The sequence below is a fragment of the Variovorax sp. KBW07 genome (assembly GCF_003852515.1).
GTDB lineage: Bacteria > Pseudomonadota > Gammaproteobacteria > Burkholderiales > Burkholderiaceae_C > Variovorax.
In genome coordinates, this window is the sequence record NZ_QAJK01000140.1 from 18,742 (window position 1) to 36,954 (window position 18,213).

Consider the following 18,213-nt stretch of genomic DNA (forward strand, 5'->3'; position numbering starts at 1 on the left):
CGTCCGGTTCAGTCGAGCTTGATGTCGCGCGCCTTGATCAGCGCATGCCATTTCTTGCGCTCCGCATCGGTGTAGCGCGTCATTTCGGTGGCGTCGGCGGGGCGTGCTTCCCAGCCGGCGTCGTAGAGTTTCTGTTTCACGCCGGCATCGCCCATGGCCTTCTGCAGCTCGGTGCCGAGCTTTGCCTGCACCTCCTTCGGCGTGGCGGCGGGCGTTACCAGGCCCTGCCAGGTGTAGGCCTCGACATTGCCGTAGCCCAGTTCTTTTGCCGTGGGCACGTTGGGCAGTTGCGGAATGCGCTCGGCCGACATGGCCAGAAGCGGCACCACCTTGCCGGCCTTGACCGCGCTCACGCCGCTGGGCAGGTCGAGCATCATCAGCGGCACCTGTCCGCCCATGAGGTCTTGCAGTGCGGGGGCGCCGCCCTTGTAGGGCACGTGCAGCATCGACACGCCGGCCTCGCGCTGGAACAGTTCCATCGCCAGGTGGTGCGGGCTGCCGGTGCCCGGCGTCGCGATGCTGTACTTGCCGGGCGAGGCCTTCAGCGCGGCAATGAGCGCCTTGGCATTGGCCAGGCCTGCATTGGGCGCGGCCGTGATGATGAGCGGCGAGCGGCCCATCATGCCGACCAGCGCGAAGTCTTTCTCGGCGTCGTAGGGCAGCTTCTTGTAGAGCGCGGGGTTGTAGACCAGCACGCCGTTGTCGGCCGAGAACACCGTGTAGCCGTCGCCCGGTGCGCGCGCCACCGTCTCCGACGCGATGATCGCGCCGGCACCGGGCTTGTTGTCGATGATGACGGGCTGGCCGACCTGCTGCGACACCTGCGCGCCGACCGTGCGTGCCAGGAAGTCGGTGCCGCCGCCGGCCGGGTAGCCCACCACCCAGCGCACGGACTTGGCGGGGAATGCGGCCGTTTGCGCCGGCGCATCGAGCGCGAACATCGCGGCGCTCAATGCCACGAGTGCGGTGGCGAGTCGAAGGGTCTTCTTTCTGGCGTTCATGGGGCGTTTGTCTCCGCTGGTTTTTTGTGTGACAGGAAAAAAGGAGGGCGTGCTCAGGCCGCGTCGATGGTGTTGACCAGCGCGCCGATGTGCTCGATCTGGGTCACGACCACGTCGCCCGGCTTGCAATCGACCACGCCGTCGGGCGTGCCCGTGAGGATCAGGTCGCCCGGCGACAGCGTCATGAAGCGGCTGAAGTACTCGATGAGGAAGGGCGCGTCGAAGATCATGTCGCGCGTGTTGCCCTGCTGCGTGACCGTGCCGTTGACGGTGGTCCGCAGCGCGAGCGCCATGGGTCCACCTGGAAGGTTGTGCACATCGGCCGCATCGACGAACCACGGGCCCAGCGGCGTGCAGGTGTCGCGGTTCTTCACGCGCAGGTTCGGGCGATACCAGTTCTCCAGGTAGTCGCGAATGGCGTAGTCGTTGGCCACGGTGTAGCCGCCGATGAAGTCGTACGCGTCGGCGCGCTTCACGTTCTTCGCGGTCTTGCCGACGACGATGGCCAGCTCGCATTCGTAGTGCATGAACTGCACGCCCGCCGGGCGGTGCGTGTGCTGGCGGTGGCCGATGAGCGTGCTCTGGCCCTTGACGAAAACCAGCGGCTCTTCGGGCGCCTTGAACTCCAGCTCCTTCGCGTGGTCTGCGTAGTTCAGGCCCAGCGCGAGGATGGTGCGCGGGCGCGGCGTGGGCGCGAGCGGCGGCAGCCACGTGAGCTGCTCCTGCGGCACCACGCGGCCGTCTTGCAGGCGCACGGCGGCATCGGGCTGGCCGTTGAATTCGTGGGCGGTGCCGGTGTGTTCGCGGCCTTCGTAAATGACGCGTGCGTGCTTCATGCGGCGCTTTCCTCTGGCTGCTGCACCAGCGTGTTGTTCAGTGTCTCGAACCCCGGCGCGGAGATCTCGATGCGGTCGCCTGCGCGGGCCAGCGGACGACCGGCGTCGCAGCCGAGCATCAGCACGTCGCCGTGCGCGAGCGTCATGAAGTCGCCTACATCGGCGAGCAGTTGCTTCGCCGGACGCACGAGCTGCGAGAAGTCGATGGACTGCTTCAGTTCACCGTTGATGCGCACCTCGGCGCGAAAGTCGGCGGGGTCGGCCACCTCCTGCGCGTCGCGCAGCGCGGGGCCGATGCCCAGGAAGCCGTCGACGCACTTGAACTTCACCGGCGGGCGGAAAAAGCTCGCATGCGGAATCGACAGGTCGTTCATCAGCACGAAGCCTTCGACGTCGCCTTCGGCGCCGATCACCATGCCGATGCTGGCGCCGATCTCGACCTCGCGGGTGCCGACCGGCACCGCGATGGCGCTGCCGTTCGGGCTCCAGGTGTTGGCCGTCTTCACGTACAGCACGGGCGCTTTCGGCGGTGCCTTGTAGGGCGGCTGCGTCATCTGCGGCGCGAGCGCCAGGACTTCGGCGCGGAAGTTCAGCAGCGTGCCGTACACGGTGCCGGTCGGAAGGTAGTGCGGTGATGGTGTGCCGGGGGTGCTCATGAAGGCTGTTCCAGTGCGATGAGTTCGTCGAGCAGCCCGTAGAGCTGCGAGAGCTTGGCCTTGCCCAGCGACTGTTCCATCCAGTCGTAGTGCGCCTCGATGCTGGTGCCCAGGCGCTTGACCAGCTTCATGCCGTGCGGCGTGGCCTCGACCACGGTGCGGCGCTGGTCCGCGGGGTCGCGGGCGCGGGTGATGAGGTTGTCGCGCTCCATGCGTGCGAGCACGCCGGTCAGGCTGGGGCCCAGGATGAAGGCCTCGCGCGCCACGCGGCCGGTATCGACCGCGCCGTGTTCGCCCAGCACGCGCAGCACGCGCCATTGCTGGTCGGACAGCGCGTGTTCGCGCAGGCTGGGGCGCGTGTGGGCCATCACGGCTTCGCGGGCCTGCAGCAGCAGGCGCGGCAAATTGCGGTGCGTGAATGTCGTGCTCAATGCATGTCTCTCGTGAAATTACTTAACATGTTAAATGATTCGTCGTTTGTTTCCAAGGCACCAGCCATCAGGGTTTGTGCGGACACATAGGGTCTGTCATCAATCGGACGCCCGCGCGCTGGCCCCCGCTGCACGGCGCATTGCGGCGTTGCCCTTCGCTTGTGTAGCGGTGCTACACGGCACTCAGGGCGCCTTGCACTGCACCGCGCAGCAGGGGCTCGCGTGGGCGTCCGATTGATGACAGACCCTAAACTCCTCGCATGGCCAAGGACAAAACAACTTTCGTATGCAGTGAATGCGGCGGCACCAGCCCCAAGTGGCTCGGCAAATGCCCGAGCTGCGGCGCCTGGAACACACTGATCGAGCAGGTCGCGGGAAGCGGCGCGCCGGCCAACAACCGCTTCGGCACGCAGTTCTCTCCGCTGGCGGGCGTTTCCGAACTCGCCACGCTGTCCGAGATCGAAGCCACCGACATCGCGCGCACGCCCACCGGCATCGACGAGCTCGACCGCGTGCTGGGCGGCGGCATCGTGTCGGGCGGCGTCACGCTGATCGGCGGCGACCCCGGCATCGGCAAGTCGACGCTGCTGCTGCAGGCGGTCGATGCCTTGCAGCGCGCGGGGCAGAACGCGCTGTACGTCACCGGCGAAGAAAGCGGCGCGCAGGTGGCGCTGCGCTCGCGCCGGCTCGGGCTCGACCACTCGCAGGTGCAGGTGCTGGCCGAGATCCAGCTTGAAAAGATCATTGCCACGCTCGACGCCACGCGCCCCGCCATCGCGGTGATCGACTCGATCCAGACGGTGTACTCCGACCAGCTCACCTCCGCGCCCGGCTCGGTGGCGCAGGTGCGCGAATGCGCGGCGCACCTCACGCGCTTCGCCAAGACCAGCGGCACGGCCGTGGTGCTGGTGGGCCACGTCACCAAGGAAGGTGCACTGGCCGGTCCGCGCGTGCTGGAGCATATGGTCGATACGGTGCTGTACTTCGAAGGCGACACGCATTCGAGCTTTCGCCTGGTGCGCGCCATCAAGAACCGCTTCGGCGCGGTGAACGAGATCGGCGTGTTCGCCATGACCGAGCGCGGCCTGAAGGGCGTGACCAACCCGAGCGCCATCTTCCTGAGCCAGCATGCCGAGCCGGTGCCCGGCAGCGTGGTGCTGGTCACGCTCGAAGGCACGCGGCCCATGCTGGTGGAAATCCAGGCGCTGGTCGACAACGGCGGACCGAGCCCGCGCCGCCTGTCGGTGGGCCTGGACCGCGACCGCCTCGCGATGCTGCTGGCGGTGCTGCACCGCCATGCCGGCGTGGCCTGCATGGACCAGGACGTGTTCGTCAATGCGGTGGGCGGCGTGCGCATCAGCGAGCCCGCGGCCGACCTGGCCGTGATGCTGGCCATTACCTCCAGCCTGCGCGGCAAGCCGATGCCCAAGGGCTTCATCGCTTTCGGCGAAGTGGGCCTGGCCGGCGAAGTGCGTCCCGCGCCGCGCGGGCAGGAGCGCCTGCGCGAAGCCGCCAAGCTGGGCTTCAGCATTGCCGTCGTGCCGCGGGCCAATGCGCCGCGCAAGGGCGCCAAGGAAATCGAAGGCCTGACCATCCATCCCGTCGACCGCATCGAAGAAGCGATGGACGTGGTGCGCCGGCTCGACTGAGCCTCAACAAGTCAACAAGCGGATGCCATCGGCCGTCCCGCGGGTTACCCTGCGGGCGGTGGCGCAGCCGTTCACACCTTCGGAGGATTCACCATGCAACTCATCGTTTCCGCCAGCCTCATCGCGGCGGTCGTCCTGTGGGGGCTGGTTTCGCCGGCCACGCTCGACAGCGTGTTCGGCGCCGCGCTGGCCGGCATCACGCGCAACTTCGGCTGGTTCTACCTGTGGGTGGTGCTGGGGCTGGTGGTGCTGGCGTTCTTCCTGGCCTTCAGCCGCTTCGGCGACCTGAAGCTGGGCGATGAAGACGACGAGCCCGAGTTTTCCATCGGCGCCTGGTTCGCGATGCTGTTCGCGGCCGGCATGGGCATCGGGCTGGTGTTCTGGGGCGTGGCGGAGCCGATCTCCCACTACGCGAGTCCGCCGCCGGGCGTGATCGCGGCCACGCCCGACGCCGCTGGCGTGGCCATGCGCTACGCCTTCTTTCACTGGGGCCTGCACCCGTGGGCCATCTACGGCATCGTCGGCCTGTCGATCGCGTTCTTCAGCTTCCGCCGCAAGGCACTGCCGCTGGTCAGCTCGGCCACCGAGGCGCTGCCGTGGCGCTTCGTGCAGCGGCTGTCGCCGGCCTTCAACGTGCTGGCGGTGGTGGCCACGGCGTTCGGCGTCGCGGCATCGCTGGGCATGGGCGCGACGCAGATCAACAGCGGGCTGCACGCGGCCTTCGGCACCGAGATCGGCCGCTGGACGCAGGCGACGATCATCGTGGTGACGACGGTGCTGTTCATTACCTCGGCGGTGACCGGCGTCGAGCGCGGCGTGAAGTGGCTGTCGACGGGCAACCTGGTGCTGGCGGCGTTGCTGGCGCTCGTGGTGCTGGTCGTGGGGCCGACCATCGCCATCGTCGAGACCTTCACCAACACGCTGGGCTCGTACCTTGCCGAGTTCGTGCGCATGAGCCTGCGCATGAACCCGTTCCGCAACAGCTCGTGGGTCGGCGACTGGACGCTCTTCTACTGGGCCTGGTGGCTGGCGTGGTCGCCGTTCGTGGGGCTGTTCATCGCGCGCGTGTCGCGCGGCCGCACCATCCGCCAGTTCATCCTGGGCACGGTGATCGCGCCCACGCTGGTGGGCTTCGCGTGGTTCTCGGTGTTCGGCGGGGCGGCGCTCAACTTCCAGATTTTCCAGGGCGTGCCGCTGGTCGAGGCGGTGCGGGCCGACGTGTCGACCACCATGTTCGTGATGTTCAAGGCCATGCCCATGGGCATGCTGCTGTCGGTGGTGGCCACGCTGCTGGTGTTCGTGTTCTTCGTCACCTCGGGCGATTCCGCCACGCTGGTGCTGGGCATCATGAGCACCAAGGGCAACCCGAACCCGCCGGCCCGCGTGAAGATCACCTGGGGCGTGCTGGTGGCGGCCATTGCACTGAGCCTGCTCTTCGCGGGCGGGATCAAGGCCATACAGACGGCGACCATCGTGTTCGCGCTGCCCTTCGCGTTCGTCATCCTGCTGATGGCGCTGTCGGTCACGCTGGCCATCCGCGACGACTGGAACGCGGAGCAGAAACGCGAACGCGAGCTGCGACGCAAGATGCGGCAGCTCGTGAACGGTTAGCTCTTGTTGTTATTAAAAAAAGCCCGGCGCACCACTGGCGCGCCGGGCACCCCCCCTATCCCCCGATGTGCATCGTGAACGCCGGTCCGCTGTTGAGCACGCATTGGCCGCTGCCCAACGTGGCCGAGTTCATCGTGTACTGGCAACTCAGGTTGCCGCCGCGGCTGCCGGTGGCATTTGCCACGCCGGTGCCCCGCGAGCCTGCGACCCGTGTTGCCTCTCCCTGAAATTGTTCGCCGCCGATCTGCGCATTGAAGTGGCCGCGGCCGTTCATGTCGCTGGTCACCGTGCCGCCGATCGTTCCGTAGCGCGCCGCCTCCGCGTTGGACGGATAGAGCCGTGCGCTGAAGGTCTGTGCCACCGGCACCGGCGCGACCGCATAGCTTTGCTGCGACGGCAGGTTGGGTGCGGGTTGTCCCAGCGGCACCACGTAGCAGCCGCTGAGTGCGGTGGCCGAGAGCGTGGCGGCAAGGGCGAGACGGACGAATGTGACGGAACGCGGGATGTTCATATGCTTTTCACTGGCCCGGGCAGATGCCCGTGCGGCGAAATGTGCCGGGTGTGGCCTCAGGGGTGCGCGCATTTCGCGGTGAGTACCGCGCCGCGCGCCCGGAAGTAGCCACGGCCGCTACTGCGGCATGTGTGGAATGCGCGGAGGGGCAGTGGCGCGGCGGCAGAATCTCGCTCCCATCCTCGCAGGCCCCGAATGAAATCGACTTCTCCGCCCATCGCCGCCGTCATGGTCCACGCCAGCGACGTCGACGCGGCGCTCGACTGGTACACCAAAGCATTCCCCGATGCCCGGCGGGTGTCGATCGGTACGCCGGCCTTCGAGTGCCTGTCGCTGCATGGCGTGCTGCTGGAGATCGTTCCGGCGGACGGGAAAGTCGGCTCGGGCGCCTTCGGTTCTGTCGTGTACTGGAACGTCGAGCGCTTCGACGAAGCCCTGGCGCATCTGCAATCGCTCGGCGCGGCGCTGTACCGCGGCCCGATGTGGCTTCAGGGGGAGGAGGAAGGGGCGGAGGGCGAACAGTACATGTGCCAGGTGCGCGATCCCTGGGGCAACTGCATCGGCTTGCGGGGCCCATCCAGCGGGCGGCGACAATGCGCGCCATGAATTTTCAGAAATTTCTGGTGCCCGTGGGCGCCATCCTTCTTCTCGGCCTGGCCTGGCGCAGCGGCGGCTGGGGCGGCGTCGCGCTGGCCGGCGGCGCGATCGTGATGTTCCTGCTGCTGCACTTCAACCGCGCGATGCAGGTGCTCAAGCGGGCGGCCGAGCGGCCGGTGGGCTACGTGGCCAGCGCCGTCATGCTCAACGCCAAGCTCAAGCAGGGCGTGACGCTGATGCACGTCATTGCCATGACGCGCGCCCTGGGCGAGCTGCATTCGCCGAAGGACGAGCAGCCCGAGCTGTACCGCTGGACCGACAGCGGCGGCTCGTACGTCGATGCCGTGTTCAACGGCGGCAAGCTGCAGAGCTGGACGCTCACGCGGCCCGAGACGCCGCCCGAAGAAGAAACCCCGGCGAGCTGAGCGCTCGCCGGCCCATCAGCGCCGCATCAGCGCCGCGTCAGAACGGCGCGTCTTCTTCCTCGGCGGCATCGGCCGGGGTCGTGGTGGTCGGCGCCGAGGCCGGCTTGGCTGCAGTTGCAGCAGCCTTTGGCGCTTCATCGGGCAGGGCCGCCGAGAAGGCCGCCTCGCCGCCCAGCGCGTCGAGCAGCGCCGGCACCATCTGGCCCAGTTCGCCCGTGGCAATGGCCACGTCGGCGTCGAAGTTGTCTTCCTTCTTGCCGCCCGCGGCGCCGTCGCCCGTGCCTTCGAGGAACACGATCTTGCGGATCAGCATGCCCTGCGTCAGCTCGAAGGACACGCGGTCGTCCCAGGTCATGGCCAGGCGCGTGGGGCGCTTGCCGTCGGTGATGTGCTGCTTCACTTCCTCGATGTCGAGCGGGTGCTTGGCGTAGCGCACCACGGCCTTCGATTCGTCCGAAGCCTTGAGTTCGCACTCGCGGTCGATGGTGAAGCCGGCCGGCGGCTCCTGCGTGAGCAGCCATTCGGCCATGGCGGCGGCCGGTTCGATCTGCGTGTTGATGAGGCTCACGGCAAAGCCGTCGAGCGACTTCACGAGGCTGGTGACCACTTCGTCGGCACGCGCCGCATTGGCGCTGTTGATGACGAGGCGGCGCTCGGCCTGGTCGATCCACACGGCCACGCGCGCATTGCGCGTGAAAGCCATCGGCAGCAGCTCCAGGGTGATGTCTTCCTTGAGCTCTTTCTTTTCCTTCTTGCCGGGCTTGCGGCCGGTGGTGGCCTCGATTTGCGCGCAGCGCTCGTCGAGCTTGCGGCGCACCACGGAGCCGGGCAGCGTCTTGCTTTCGATCATGTACTCGACCAGCCATTGGCCGTCGATCGATTCGACCAGCGGGCCGTTGGCTTCGCCGCGGGGCTCGGACCAGCCGGCGGACTTTTCCTGCGAGGGGGTGCAAGGCTCGAAGCGCTGCTTGCCCAGCCCTTCTTCCGCCTCGGCCAATGTTTGTGACCAGGCAGGTTCGATGCGATAGACGATGACGTTCTTGAATACGGACACGGGAACCCTTTTTCCACTGGTTGGGACAACCGGCCATTGTCGGGCACCCGGTTCCGGGCTCGGTCGTAAAATCGAAAGCTTTTGCGACTTCCCCCATCGCTCCCAAAGGAATCAGGAAATGAGCTCGATCCCCCCCTCGCTGGACGACCGTGACGGCAAGATCTGGATGGACGGTGAACTCGTGGACTGGCGCGACGCCAAGATCCACGTGCTCAGCCACACGCTGCACTACGGCTGCGGCGCCTTCGAGGGCGTGCGCGCCTACAAGACGGCGGACGGCGCCACGGCCATCTTTCGCCTGGCCGAGCACACCGAGCGCCTGTTCAACAGCGCCAAGATCCTGCGCATGAAAATCCCGTTCACGCCCGAACAGCTGAACGAAGCCCAGAAACAGGTGGTTCGCGAGAACAAGCTCGAAAGCTGCTACCTGCGCCCGCTGATCTGGATCGGCTCCGAAAAGCTCGGCGTGAGCCCCAAGGGCAACAAGATCCACGCCATGGTCGCGGCCTGGTCCTGGGGCGCCTACCTGGGCGAAGAAGGCATGAAGCGCGGCATCCGCGTGAAAACCTCCAGCTACACCCGCCACCACGTCAACATCACGATGACGCAGGCCAAGACGGTGAGCAACTACACCAACTCGATCCTGGCCAACATGGAAGCGCTGGACGACGGCTACGACGAAGCGCTGCTGCTCGACGCGAGCGGCTTCGTTTCCGAAGGCGCGGGCGAGAACATCTTCGTGGTCAAGGGCGGCGTGGTGTACACGCCCGACCTGTCGGCCGGCGCGCTCAACGGCATCACGCGCAACACCATCCTGCACGTCTGCAAGGACCTGGGCCTGGAGCTGGTGCAAAAGCGCATCACGCGCGACGAGGTCTACATTGCCGACGAGGCTTTCTTCACCGGCACGGCCGCTGAAGTGACGCCCATCCGCGAACTCGACCGCATCGAGATCGGCAACCGGGGCGACGGCGGTTCGCGCGGCCCCATCACCGAGAAAATCCAGTCTGCCTTCTTCGACATCGTGAACGGCAAGAATCCCAAGTACGCCCACTGGCTCACGAAAGTCTGAACCCCATGTCTACCAATGCAGTCGTCGAACTCCTGGCCAAGGAGCTCAACCATCAGGGCGGCGTGTTCTGCCCCAGCCCCAAGGCGGACATGCAGCTCTGGGACAACCACCCGAAGGTGTACCTCGACGTGGCGCGCACCGGCGAAGCCAAGTGCCCGTACTGCGGCACGCTGTACCGCCTGAAGGCCGGCGAAACGGTGTCGTCGCGGCACTGACTTTTGTTCCTGTGCGTGTGCTGCTGCCGGTCCGCCGGCGGTGGCACGGCCAGAAACCAGAAACCCGGCCATGGCCGGGTTTCGCTTTTCTGTCGTCGCCTGGTCTTGCCGCCTAGGCTTGCGCGGACAGTGCCGCAGGCGCAACGCGCCGTGCCGGCCACAGGTCGCGCCAGGGCGCCGGGTCCTTGGTTTCCAGCGCCAGCCGCAGGTAGACCTGCGAGATCCACAGCAGCGCCAGCCCGATCTGCGCGTCGCGCAGCGCCGAGTTCACGCTCGACGCAATGAGCGCGATCAGCGTGGCGGCCAGCGCGTAGCGCCCCGCGATGTCGGGCCGCTTCCAGGCCTGCCAGACGGAGGCGACCATGATGACCAGCAGGCTCAGCAAGGCCGGCAGGCCGCCCTGCGCACCGACCCACAGGAAGTCGTTGTGCGGCATGTTCGATTCGGAGAAAAGCGCCGGGCCGCGCTTGTGCCACTGCTCGGTCCAGCCGCCGATGCCCCAGCCGGTGAGCGGCCGGTCGGCGATCATGCGGCCGGTGTCGCGGTACATGTAGTAGCGGATGACCCAGCTGCCCTTGAAGACGGCGCCGGCCTGCGCTTCTTCGAGTTCCTGCACGCCGGTCTCGACCTTGTGCTGCAGCTGCGGCAACTGGTACAGCCCCGCGCCCAGCACCACGGTGCCGAGCACCAGCGCGCCGACCAGCATCTTCAGGTGGTTGCGCCACTGGTGGATGCACACCACCGGAACCACCAGCAGCAGCGCCAGCACCGAGGTGCGCGAGGTCAGCGGCAGCGCCACCACCAGGCCCAGGCCGAGCAGCAGCACGAAGGCGGGAATGGCGCGCAGCGGCTTGTGCGCGGCAATCTGCGCAATGCCCCACACCGCGGCCGTGGAGGCCACCACGCTGAACAGCAGCGCATTGCTGATCGACTTGTTGCCCACTTCCATGACCACCGCGCGCAGCGGCGACCAGATCGGAAAGCCGAAGCTGTAATAGGCCACGATGAGCAGCACGTTCAGCGCCGCGATCAGCAGGAAGCCGCGCAGCGCCCATATCGCTTCTTCGCGGGTGAGCGCCATCGCCATCAGTATGGTGAGGCCGATGCGAATTCCGTGGAACAGGTTGGAGGGGGTTTCAGGGTAGTGCCGCCCGAAGGCCAGCACGAGCAGGGTCCAGGCCAGGTACGCCATCACGGGCCACCACAGCGGGTTGGCGCGCAACCGCGCGTAGCGTTCGCCATAGCCGCCGGCGAGCAGCATGGTGGCCAGCAACAGCAGGGCCGACAGGTAGGTGACGCCGACCGGCATGAACACCACCAGCCCCCAGAACATGGCCGCGGGCCGAACGATGTGCGATCTCTGCATAGGGGCGGGATTTTAGGTGCCGCCCGCCCGGCTCAACCTGACTTCACCCGAGGAGGCGCTGCGCTGTGCGGCGTTCAGTGGCCGCGTGCAGCCGGCAGCCGGATGACGAAGCTCGCGCCGCCGCCCGGCCGATCTTCGCAGCGCACGGAGCCGCCGTGGCGCTCGGCGATCGACTTCACCAGCGACAGCCCCAGGCCGACGCCGCCGTTGCGCTCGCTGGCGCCGGGCAGGCGGTAGAAGGGCTCGAAGATGCGTTCGCGCAGGGGCACGGGAACGCCCGGCCCGCGGTCGTTGACGCGCACCGTGGCAAAGCCGTTGGCGCTGCCCAGCTCCACCGCGATCTCGCCGGCGCCGTAGCGGCGGGCGTTCTCGAGCAGGTTGCGGATCGCGCGGCGCAGCAGGCGCGACACGCCCGGCACGGTCAGCGCCGCGTTGTCGGTGCCTTCGGCCAGGTCGAGCTCGGCATCGACGCGCGAGCACTCCTCGGCCGCCAGGCCAGTCAGGTCGACCGGCTCGATGGTGCCCATGTCGGCCTCGCTGGCGTCGAGCCGGCTGGCCAGGAGAATCTCGTCGATCAGCTGGTCGAGCTCGCCGATGTTGCGCGAGATTTCTTCGCGCGCCGCCTGGCTCGGGCGTTCGCCCATCAGCTCCAGGCCCATGCGGATGCGCGTGAGCGGCGAGCGCAATTCGTGCGATGCGTTGGCCAGCAGCGACTTGTGCGAACGCACCAGCTGTTCGATGCGCTCGGCCGACGCGTTGAATCGTTTGGAAAGATCTGCCACTTCGTCCTGCCCTTCTTCGGTCACGCGCACCGAGAGATCGCCCTCGCCCCATCGCTGCACGCCGCGCTGCAGCGATTCCAGCCGCTGCGTGATGCGCCGCACGATCGGGTACACGGCCAGTGCCACCGCCACGCCCACCAGCGCGATCATCCAGCCCAGCCCGAAGGGCGTGCGCCAGGGCGCGAAGCCGCCGGTGCCGGTGGGCCGCTCGCGCGGCGCCACGCGCAGCGTGATGGCCTTGCCGTCGCTCAGCGTCACGTCGAACTCCAGGCCCTGGCCGGGCACGCGCAGCGCGGTGCCGGTGCCGATCTTCTTGTCTTGTGCGTCGAGCACCACGACTTCGCGCGGCACCGGCGCGAGGCGCTCGCGCTCGGCCTCGGCCGCCAGGCGCACGATCCAGTTGGCGGTCAGCGTGAGGATGACCACGCCGCCCACCACCGCGAGCCAGATGCGGACGTAGAGGTGGCGGGAGTAGAGGTTGCGCAGCATCGGCAGGAGGGCCCGTCAGTCTTGCTGCTTGGCGAACACGTAGCCCACGCCGCGCACGGTGAGGATGCGCTTCGGGTTCTTGGCATCGACCTCGATGGCGGCGCGGATGCGGCCCATGTGCACGTCGATGGAGCGGTCGAAGGCTTCGAGCTCGCGGCCGCGCACGGCTTCCATGATCTGGTCGCGCGTGAGCACGCGGCCCGCGCGCTCGGCCATGGCCACCAGCAGGTCGAACTGGTAGGACGTGAGGTCGGCCAGCGCGCCGGCCACCGACACGGTGCGCGCGTTGCGGTCGATTTCCAGGGTGCCGAAGCGCATCACCGTGGAGGCTTCGGACTCGGTGGTGGTTTCGCTGCGGCGGCGCAGCACGGCGCGGATGCGCGCCAGCAGCTCGCGCGGCTCGAAGGGCTTGGGCAGGTAGTCGTCGGCGCCGATTTCCAGGCCGATGATGCGGTCCATCGGGTCGCCCTTGGCCGTGAGCATCAGCACCGACACCTTGGAGATGGGGCCGGGCAGGGCGCGGATGCGGCGGCAGACCTCGAGCCCGTCGGTGTCGGGCAGCATCAGGTCGAGGATCACGAGGTCGGGCGCGTGCTGCTGCAACTGCTCGAGCCCGCTGGCGCCGTCACCGGCATGGTTGAAGGCGAAGCCCGACTGCGTCAGGTATTCGCCCACCATCTGCGCCAGGCGGGTGTCGTCTTCGATCATCAGGAGTTGGGGGGTGCTCATGCGCTTCATGGTCGTCCACGGGGAGCAAGCGGGCTTGAACGCTCCGTAAAGTTGGGTAAACGCAGCACCGGCCTGTCAACCGGAAATGCTGCGAAAAGCATAGCGCCTTGCCCTGTGTCCACGGGCGCCATGTGCGGCTTTCGATGCCAATGCCAGCAACGCGCGGGGGCCGGCGCCTGCCGACTGCCCCGCCCGTTCAGTCTTCTGCAGCCACGCGAAGCTGCAACCTCAGTGTGAGCGCATTCGACAGTGGCAGGTCGATGGGGGTGCCGGCGCTGCCTTCGACCTGCGCCAGTGCCTCGAACAGGCCCAGCGCATCGGCCATCGGGTTGATGTCGAGCAAGGTGCGGGCGGCGGCCGAGCGCGGCGCCGCGGGGGCGCTGGCTGCATCGCCGGTCACCAGCGACCAGTCGAGCGAGGCCACGGTGCGTTCGGTGCGCTCGTGCGCGATGACCATGGCCACCGCCAGCAGGCCGCGGCTGTCGGTGACGGAGGTGAGCGCGCCGACGGTGGGCGTGTCGTAGCCCACCAGCAGCACCGGCTCCTGGTCGGCCGCGCACTGCACCGCCGCTTCGAGCAGGCCCGAGGCAAAGCTGTGCTCGTAGGCCGACACGGCATTGCTGGCCGCCATGCAGCCGGTGCCGATGGTCCAGTAGCCCACGGCGGCGTTGTGCACCGAGTTGTGGAACTTGGTGGGCGACAGCATCTTCGGATCGGTCGCGAGCGTGCCGCACATGTAGTCGTTGATCGACAGGTCGCCGTGCGCCGAGGTGAACACGCAGGGCACGTCGGCCGCGTTGCGGCCCGAGCCCGCGATGGCGGCGGCGGCCACTTCGAGTGCCAGCGCCACGGTGTCGGGCGCGCGGCGCCGCTCGGCCGGGGCCAGCACCTGCGGCGACGGCCGCTTGGCGGGCGGATCGGCCAGCGCGCCTTCGCCGCGGAAGGCGGCGCGCGCGGCGTCCCAGCCGGGCAGCGTGGGCGTCCAGAAGGCCGGGCCTTCGATGTAGAGGGTGGGAGGCGTCACGGTGTTGCCGGTGTTGCTCATGCCGCGTCCGCCTTGCCGAACACCAGCGAGCAGTTGTTGCCGCCGAAGCCGAAAGAGTTGGACAGCGCGTAGCGCACCTCGCCATGCGCGGGTTGCAGCTTGATCTGCGGACCGAAGCCTTCGTCGAGCGTGTGCGTGTTGACGGTGCCCGGCATCAGGCCGCGCTCGATCGCCAGCAGGCTGATGACGGCCTCGACGATGCCGGCCGCGCCCAGCGTGTGGCCCATGAAGCCCTTGGTCGAGCTGGCATGCGTGCGGGCCGGGAAGCGGCGCGCCACCAGCGCGCCCTCGACCTCGTCGTTCTTCTGGCTCGCGGTGCCGTGCATGTTGATGTAGTCGATGGCTTCGGGTGCCAGGCCGGCGCGGGCCAGCGCCTCGTCGAGTGCGCGTTCGGCGCCCAGTCCCTCGGGGTGCGGCGTCGACATGTGGTGCGCGTCGCTGGCTTCGCCGTAGCCCAGCAGGTGCATCGGCGCGGCATCGGCGCCGGTCTGCACGCGCTCGACCAGCGCAAAGCCCGCGGCCTCGCCCAGGCTGATGCCCTTGCGGCCGGCATCGAAGGGCCGGCACGGTTCGCTCGACACCAGCTCGAGCGAGTTGAAACCGAACAGCACGCTGCCGCACAGCGTGTCGGCACCGCCGACCACGGCCGCGTCGGCCAGGCCCAGGCGGATCAGCCGCTCGGCCGAGGCGAACACCTTGGCGCTCGACGAGCAGGCGGTGGAGATGGTTTCGCTCGGCCCGCTGATGCCCAGCACCTGCGCCGTGAACATCGCCAGCGAATGGGGCGTGTGCACGGCGGCGCGGCGCTGGTTGAGCGGGAACATGCTTTCGGCGTCGAGCTGGGTGTAGGCCAGCTCGGTCTCGCCGATGCTGGCGGTCGAGGTGCCCAGCACCAGCGCGATGCGCGAGGCGCCGTACTTTTCACGCGCGGCGGCCACCGCCTCGATGAAGCCGTCGGCATGCAGGCCCAGCCACGCGAGCCGGTTGTTGCGGCAGTCCCAGGGCATGAGGGCCTCGGGCAATTCGATGTCCTCGAGGCCATCGACGCGTCCGATCCAGGTGGGCAGCGGCGCGTCGCCGAAATCGTTGGCGCGCAGGCCGCTGCGCGACTGCGCGAGCGCGTCCGCGAGCGATTCCTTGCCGACGCCGACGGCAGAGGTCGCCGTGAAGGCGCTGATTTGAAGGGGGGTTATTCGGGACGGCACGATGAATGTTGGAGCAGGCGGCAAGCGAAAGGGCGTCGGGCGACAGAAAGCGTAATTTTCACGCAATGAATGTCACAGCCTACCAGCAGAGTGCGTGGCATTGCGTCGGCCGTTTTCCATTGTCGGCAGCTAGGGCGCGGGCCCTATTGACGCTCGACGGCGCCTGTGGTGGCGGCCGTCTCCTTCGTGGTGGTCAGGCGCGACGCCAGCGCCACCAGCACCAGCACCGGCGCGCCCAGCAGGGCCGTGGCGGTGAAGAAGGTGCTGTAGCCGTAGGCATCGACAAAGGCGCCCGAGTAGCCGGCAATGAACTTCGGCAGCAGCAGCATCAGCGAGCTGAACAGCGCGTACTGGGTGGCCGAGTAGCTGATGTTGGTCAGGCTCGACAGGTAGGCAATGAAGGCGGCCGAGGCAATGCCGCCGGCCAGGTTGTCGGCAGAGACCACCGCGATCAGCGCCGTCAGGTCGTGCCCGCGCGAGGCCAGCCAGGCAAACAGCAGGTTGCTGGCCGCGCTGAGCACCGCGCCCAGCATCAGCACGCGCATCACGCCCAGCCGCATCGACAGCACGCCGCCGATGAAGGCGCCGACCAGCGTCATGACCACGCCGTAGATCTTGCTGACCGTGGCCACTTCGTCCTTGGTGAAGCCCATGTCCACGTAGAACGGGTTGGCCATGATGCCCATCACCACGTCGCTGATGCGGTAGATGGCAATCAGCGAGAGGATCAGCGCGGCCTGCCATTTGTAGCGGCGGATGAAGTCCGCGAAGGGCTCGATCAGCACGCTCTGCAACCATGCGGCCGCGTTCCTGGGCTTGGGCAGCACGCGCCGCACCGGCTCGGGCGACAGCAGCACGGTGAGCACGCCGACCGCCATCGAGGCGGCCATGACCAGGTAGGCCGTTTTCCAGGCGCCGTTCTGGTAGGCCGCCGCGCCCTTGGCCACCGCGGCGCCTGCCACCGGCGCCACTTCGGCCCAGGCCGCGACCCACAGCACGCCGGCGCCGGCCCAGATCATCGCGAGCCGGTAGCCTGTTTGATAGGCAGCGGCCAGCGCGGCCTGCTTGCGCGTCTCGGCCGATTCGATGCGGAAGGCGTCCAGCGCGATGTCTTGCGTGGCCGAGCCGAAGGCCACCAGCAGCGCGCACCAGATCAGCGGCTGCAGCCCGTTGCGCGGGTCGTTCATGGCCATGCCGACCAGCCCGGCGATCACCAGCCCCTGCGCCAGCAGCAGCCAGCCGCGCCGGCGCCCCAGCAGCGTGGTGAGCGGCGGCAGCGGCAGCCGGTCGACCAGCGGTGCCCAGACCCACTTGAAGCCATAGGCCAGCCCGACCCAGCTCAGGTAGCCGATGGTGGTGCGGTCGATGCCGGCCTCGCGCAGCCGGAAGCTCAGCGTGCCCAGCACCAGCAGCAGCGGCAGCCCGGCCGAGAAGCCCAGCGCCAGCATGCGCAGCGTGGCGGGCTCGAGGTACACCTTGAGGGCGTCGCGCCAGGGCAGGGAGGGGGTGGAGGGGGTTTCGACGGGCGAGGCGGACATGAGCCCCGGATTGTCCATGAGTGCACGGGGTCATCGCCCGGCCTTTTGCTTTCATTTGTTCCTATGATCCGGCCCCATATGTGCACACGATGCGAACGCCCTTTTTCCGCAGCAGCCGCTGCTGCTGTTTCCGCCGCCTCGCCATGGCAGCCGAGGCGGGGCTTCCTGCTGGCCGCCGCGGGCGCGGTGCTGGGCGGACCGGCGCTGGCGCAGGTCAACGTGGGCAATGCATCGGTGGCGCGCAACCTGGTGCCGGCCGACAAGATCGAGGCGGCCGGCGTGCAGCAGTACGGCCAGCTGCTTGAACAGGCCCGCGCCAAGAATGCGCTGGCGGGCGACAACAACCCGCAACTGCAGCGCCTGCGCGCCATCGCGCAGCGGCTGATTCCCTTCGCCACGCCGTGGAATGCGCGCGCCCGCGACTGGAAGTGGGAGGTCAACCTGATTGGCAGCAAGCAGATCAATGCCTTCTGCATGCCCGGCGGAAAGATCGCTTTTTTCACCGGCATCCTCGAACAGCTGAAGCTGAGCGACGACGAGGTCGCGATGGTGATGGGCCACGAGATGGCGCACGCCCTGCGCGAACACGCCCGCGCCCGGATGGCCAAGAGCGCGGGCACGGGGGCGGCGCTTTCGATTGGCGCGCAACTGCTGGGGCTGGGCCAGGTGGGCGATCTTGCGGCCCGTGCAGGCACGCAGTTGATCACGCTCAAGTTCAGCCGCAGCGACGAGACGGAGGCCGATCTCGTGGGGCTGGAACTGGCGGCGCGCGCGGGCTATGACCCGAAGGCGTCGGTGTCGCTGTGGCAGAAGATGGCCGCGGCGTCGAAGAACCAGGGCGGGCTGAGCTTCCTGTCGACGCACCCCACGGGGCCGGACCGGATCACGAAGCTCGAAGCGAACTTGCCGAAGGTCGAGAAGCTTTACCGGGACGCGAAGAAGGGCTGAGGCGCTGGGCTGCCTTTTGGGGCTGTTTGTTTGGGAGCGGGTTCATTCAGGGC

General features: G+C 68.0%; 19 protein-coding genes. 7 read left to right on the plus strand and 12 right to left on the minus strand.

What is annotated here, in order from left to right; translation table 11 throughout:
* Positions 1 to 8: 8 nt before the first annotated feature.
* The 4 genes from DBV14_RS26020 to hpaR are packed head-to-tail and all read right to left on the minus strand — an operon-like array spanning position 9 to position 2,924.
* Positions 9 to 1,001 (minus strand): tripartite tricarboxylate transporter substrate binding protein, encoded by a 993-nt coding sequence (locus DBV14_RS26020; RefSeq protein ID WP_124463582.1) that lies wholly within the window; start codon positions 999 to 1,001, stop codon positions 9 to 11.
* Between the two features lie 53 nt (positions 1,002 to 1,054).
* A complete protein-coding gene (locus DBV14_RS26025) occupies positions 1,055 to 1,837 on the minus strand; it encodes a fumarylacetoacetate hydrolase family protein (RefSeq protein ID WP_124463584.1) in 783 nt (260 codons plus the stop codon).
* Complete coding sequence (locus DBV14_RS26030; RefSeq protein WP_124463585.1) at positions 1,834 to 2,493, minus strand: fumarylacetoacetate hydrolase family protein; 660 nt, start codon at positions 2,491 to 2,493, stop codon at positions 1,834 to 1,836. The genes DBV14_RS26025 and DBV14_RS26030 overlap by 4 nt, the downstream gene beginning before the upstream one ends.
* Positions 2,490 to 2,924 carry a homoprotocatechuate degradation operon regulator HpaR gene (hpaR, locus tag DBV14_RS26035; protein ID WP_124463586.1) on the minus strand — a complete coding sequence of 145 codons (435 nt, stop codon included), beginning with the start codon at positions 2,922 to 2,924 and terminating at the stop codon, positions 2,490 to 2,492. The genes DBV14_RS26030 and hpaR overlap by 4 nt, the downstream gene beginning before the upstream one ends.
* 260 nt (positions 2,925 to 3,184) lie before the next feature.
* Here hpaR and radA point away from each other — a divergent pair, with 260 nt between their 5' ends.
* Together radA and DBV14_RS26045 are read left to right on the plus strand one after the other, a co-directional pair.
* A complete protein-coding gene (radA, locus tag DBV14_RS26040; RefSeq protein WP_124463588.1) occupies positions 3,185 to 4,573 on the plus strand; it encodes a DNA repair protein RadA in 1,389 nt (462 codons plus the stop codon).
* A 93-nt stretch (positions 4,574 to 4,666) separates the two neighbouring features.
* Positions 4,667 to 6,184: a BCCT family transporter gene (locus DBV14_RS26045; RefSeq protein WP_124463590.1), complete on the plus strand. Its 1,518-nt coding sequence runs from the start codon at positions 4,667 to 4,669 to the stop codon at positions 6,182 to 6,184.
* Positions 6,185 to 6,239: 55 nt separating this feature from the next.
* On the opposite strand, the gene DBV14_RS26050 is transcribed toward DBV14_RS26045, so the two are convergent.
* Positions 6,240 to 6,695: a hypothetical protein gene (locus DBV14_RS26050; RefSeq protein WP_124463593.1), complete on the minus strand. Its 456-nt coding sequence runs from the start codon at positions 6,693 to 6,695 to the stop codon at positions 6,240 to 6,242.
* Positions 6,696 to 6,890: 195 nt separating this feature from the next.
* Here DBV14_RS26050 and DBV14_RS26055 point away from each other — a divergent pair, with 195 nt between their 5' ends.
* The gene (locus DBV14_RS26055; protein WP_221621921.1) at positions 6,891 to 7,301 is read left to right on the plus strand and encodes a glyoxalase/bleomycin resistance/dioxygenase family protein; all 411 of its coding nucleotides are present in this window, start codon (positions 6,891 to 6,893) and stop codon (positions 7,299 to 7,301) included.
* The gene (locus DBV14_RS26060) at positions 7,289 to 7,717 is read left to right on the plus strand and encodes a glycerate kinase (protein WP_124463595.1); all 429 of its coding nucleotides are present in this window, start codon (positions 7,289 to 7,291) and stop codon (positions 7,715 to 7,717) included. Before DBV14_RS26055 ends, DBV14_RS26060 begins: the two co-directional genes overlap by 13 nt.
* Positions 7,718 to 7,754: 37 nt before the next feature.
* Here the strand turns inward: DBV14_RS26060 and DBV14_RS26065 are convergent, their stop codons facing one another.
* The gene (locus DBV14_RS26065; RefSeq protein WP_124463597.1) at positions 7,755 to 8,771 is read right to left on the minus strand and encodes a recombination-associated protein RdgC; all 1,017 of its coding nucleotides are present in this window, start codon (positions 8,769 to 8,771) and stop codon (positions 7,755 to 7,757) included.
* A gap of 118 nt (positions 8,772 to 8,889) precedes the next feature.
* Between DBV14_RS26065 and DBV14_RS26070 the strand changes: the two genes are divergently transcribed.
* Entirely contained in the window at positions 8,890 to 9,843 is a 954-nt protein-coding gene (locus DBV14_RS26070; RefSeq protein WP_124463599.1) for a branched-chain amino acid transaminase, read from the plus strand.
* A 5-nt stretch (positions 9,844 to 9,848) separates the two neighbouring features.
* Complete coding sequence (locus tag DBV14_RS26075) at positions 9,849 to 10,058, plus strand: zinc-finger domain-containing protein (protein ID WP_124463601.1); 210 nt, start codon at positions 9,849 to 9,851, stop codon at positions 10,056 to 10,058.
* Positions 10,059 to 10,170: 112 nt separating this feature from the next.
* On the opposite strand, the gene DBV14_RS26080 is transcribed toward DBV14_RS26075, so the two are convergent.
* From DBV14_RS26080 to DBV14_RS26105, 6 genes are all read right to left on the minus strand, one after another.
* Positions 10,171 to 11,424: an O-antigen ligase gene (locus tag DBV14_RS26080; RefSeq protein ID WP_124463602.1), complete on the minus strand. Its 1,254-nt coding sequence runs from the start codon at positions 11,422 to 11,424 to the stop codon at positions 10,171 to 10,173.
* Positions 11,425 to 11,498: 74 nt separating this feature from the next.
* Positions 11,499 to 12,695, minus strand: a complete 1,197-nt coding sequence (locus DBV14_RS26085) for an ATP-binding protein (RefSeq protein ID WP_124463603.1) — start codon at positions 12,693 to 12,695, stop codon at positions 11,499 to 11,501.
* A gap of 15 nt (positions 12,696 to 12,710) precedes the next feature.
* Positions 12,711 to 13,433, minus strand: coding sequence for a response regulator transcription factor (locus tag DBV14_RS26090; protein WP_124463605.1), 723 nt, complete (start codon positions 13,431 to 13,433; stop codon positions 12,711 to 12,713).
* Between the two features lie 187 nt (positions 13,434 to 13,620).
* Positions 13,621 to 14,469, minus strand: coding sequence for a beta-ketoacyl synthase chain length factor (locus DBV14_RS26095; RefSeq protein WP_124463607.1), 849 nt, complete (start codon positions 14,467 to 14,469; stop codon positions 13,621 to 13,623).
* The gene (locus DBV14_RS26100) at positions 14,466 to 15,674 is read right to left on the minus strand and encodes a beta-ketoacyl-[acyl-carrier-protein] synthase family protein (protein WP_185546126.1); all 1,209 of its coding nucleotides are present in this window, start codon (positions 15,672 to 15,674) and stop codon (positions 14,466 to 14,468) included. The genes DBV14_RS26095 and DBV14_RS26100 overlap by 4 nt, the downstream gene beginning before the upstream one ends.
* Before the next feature lie 143 nt (positions 15,675 to 15,817).
* Complete coding sequence (locus tag DBV14_RS26105; protein WP_260397233.1) at positions 15,818 to 17,212, minus strand: MFS transporter; 1,395 nt, start codon at positions 17,210 to 17,212, stop codon at positions 15,818 to 15,820.
* A 78-nt stretch (positions 17,213 to 17,290) separates the two neighbouring features.
* Between DBV14_RS26105 and DBV14_RS26110 the strand changes: the two genes are divergently transcribed.
* The gene (locus DBV14_RS26110; protein WP_124463611.1) at positions 17,291 to 18,160 is read left to right on the plus strand and encodes a M48 family metallopeptidase; all 870 of its coding nucleotides are present in this window, start codon (positions 17,291 to 17,293) and stop codon (positions 18,158 to 18,160) included.
* The last annotated feature ends 53 nt before the right edge of the window (positions 18,161 to 18,213 follow it).

Bases quoted from the DNA above. Each gene is read 5' to 3' on its own strand.
- DBV14_RS26020 (WP_124463582.1), bottom strand. From the start codon at position 1,001: ATGAACGCCAGAAAGAAGACCCTTCGACTCGCCACCGCACTCGTGGCA.
- DBV14_RS26025 (WP_124463584.1), bottom strand. From the start codon at position 1,837: ATGAAGCACGCACGCGTCATTTACGAAGGCCGCGAACACACCGGCACC.
- DBV14_RS26030 (WP_124463585.1), bottom strand. From the start codon at position 2,493: ATGAGCACCCCCGGCACACCATCACCGCACTACCTTCCGACCGGCACC.
- radA (WP_124463588.1), top strand. From the start codon at position 3,185: ATGGCCAAGGACAAAACAACTTTCGTATGCAGTGAATGCGGCGGCACC.
- DBV14_RS26045 (WP_124463590.1), top strand. From the start codon at position 4,667: ATGCAACTCATCGTTTCCGCCAGCCTCATCGCGGCGGTCGTCCTGTGG.
- DBV14_RS26050 (WP_124463593.1), bottom strand. From the start codon at position 6,695: ATGAACATCCCGCGTTCCGTCACATTCGTCCGTCTCGCCCTTGCCGCC.
- DBV14_RS26055 (WP_221621921.1), top strand. From the start codon at position 6,891: ATGAAATCGACTTCTCCGCCCATCGCCGCCGTCATGGTCCACGCCAGC.
- DBV14_RS26060 (WP_124463595.1), top strand. From the start codon at position 7,289: ATGCGCGCCATGAATTTTCAGAAATTTCTGGTGCCCGTGGGCGCCATC.
- DBV14_RS26070 (WP_124463599.1), top strand. From the start codon at position 8,890: ATGAGCTCGATCCCCCCCTCGCTGGACGACCGTGACGGCAAGATCTGG.
- DBV14_RS26075 (WP_124463601.1), top strand. From the start codon at position 9,849: ATGTCTACCAATGCAGTCGTCGAACTCCTGGCCAAGGAGCTCAACCAT.
- DBV14_RS26080 (WP_124463602.1), bottom strand. From the start codon at position 11,424: ATGCAGAGATCGCACATCGTTCGGCCCGCGGCCATGTTCTGGGGGCTG.
- DBV14_RS26085 (WP_124463603.1), bottom strand. From the start codon at position 12,695: ATGCTGCGCAACCTCTACTCCCGCCACCTCTACGTCCGCATCTGGCTC.
- DBV14_RS26090 (WP_124463605.1), bottom strand. From the start codon at position 13,433: ATGAAGCGCATGAGCACCCCCCAACTCCTGATGATCGAAGACGACACC.
- DBV14_RS26095 (WP_124463607.1), bottom strand. From the start codon at position 14,469: ATGAGCAACACCGGCAACACCGTGACGCCTCCCACCCTCTACATCGAA.
- DBV14_RS26105 (WP_260397233.1), bottom strand. From the start codon at position 17,212: ATGTCCGCCTCGCCCGTCGAAACCCCCTCCACCCCCTCCCTGCCCTGG.
- DBV14_RS26110 (WP_124463611.1), top strand. From the start codon at position 17,291: ATGTGCACACGATGCGAACGCCCTTTTTCCGCAGCAGCCGCTGCTGCT.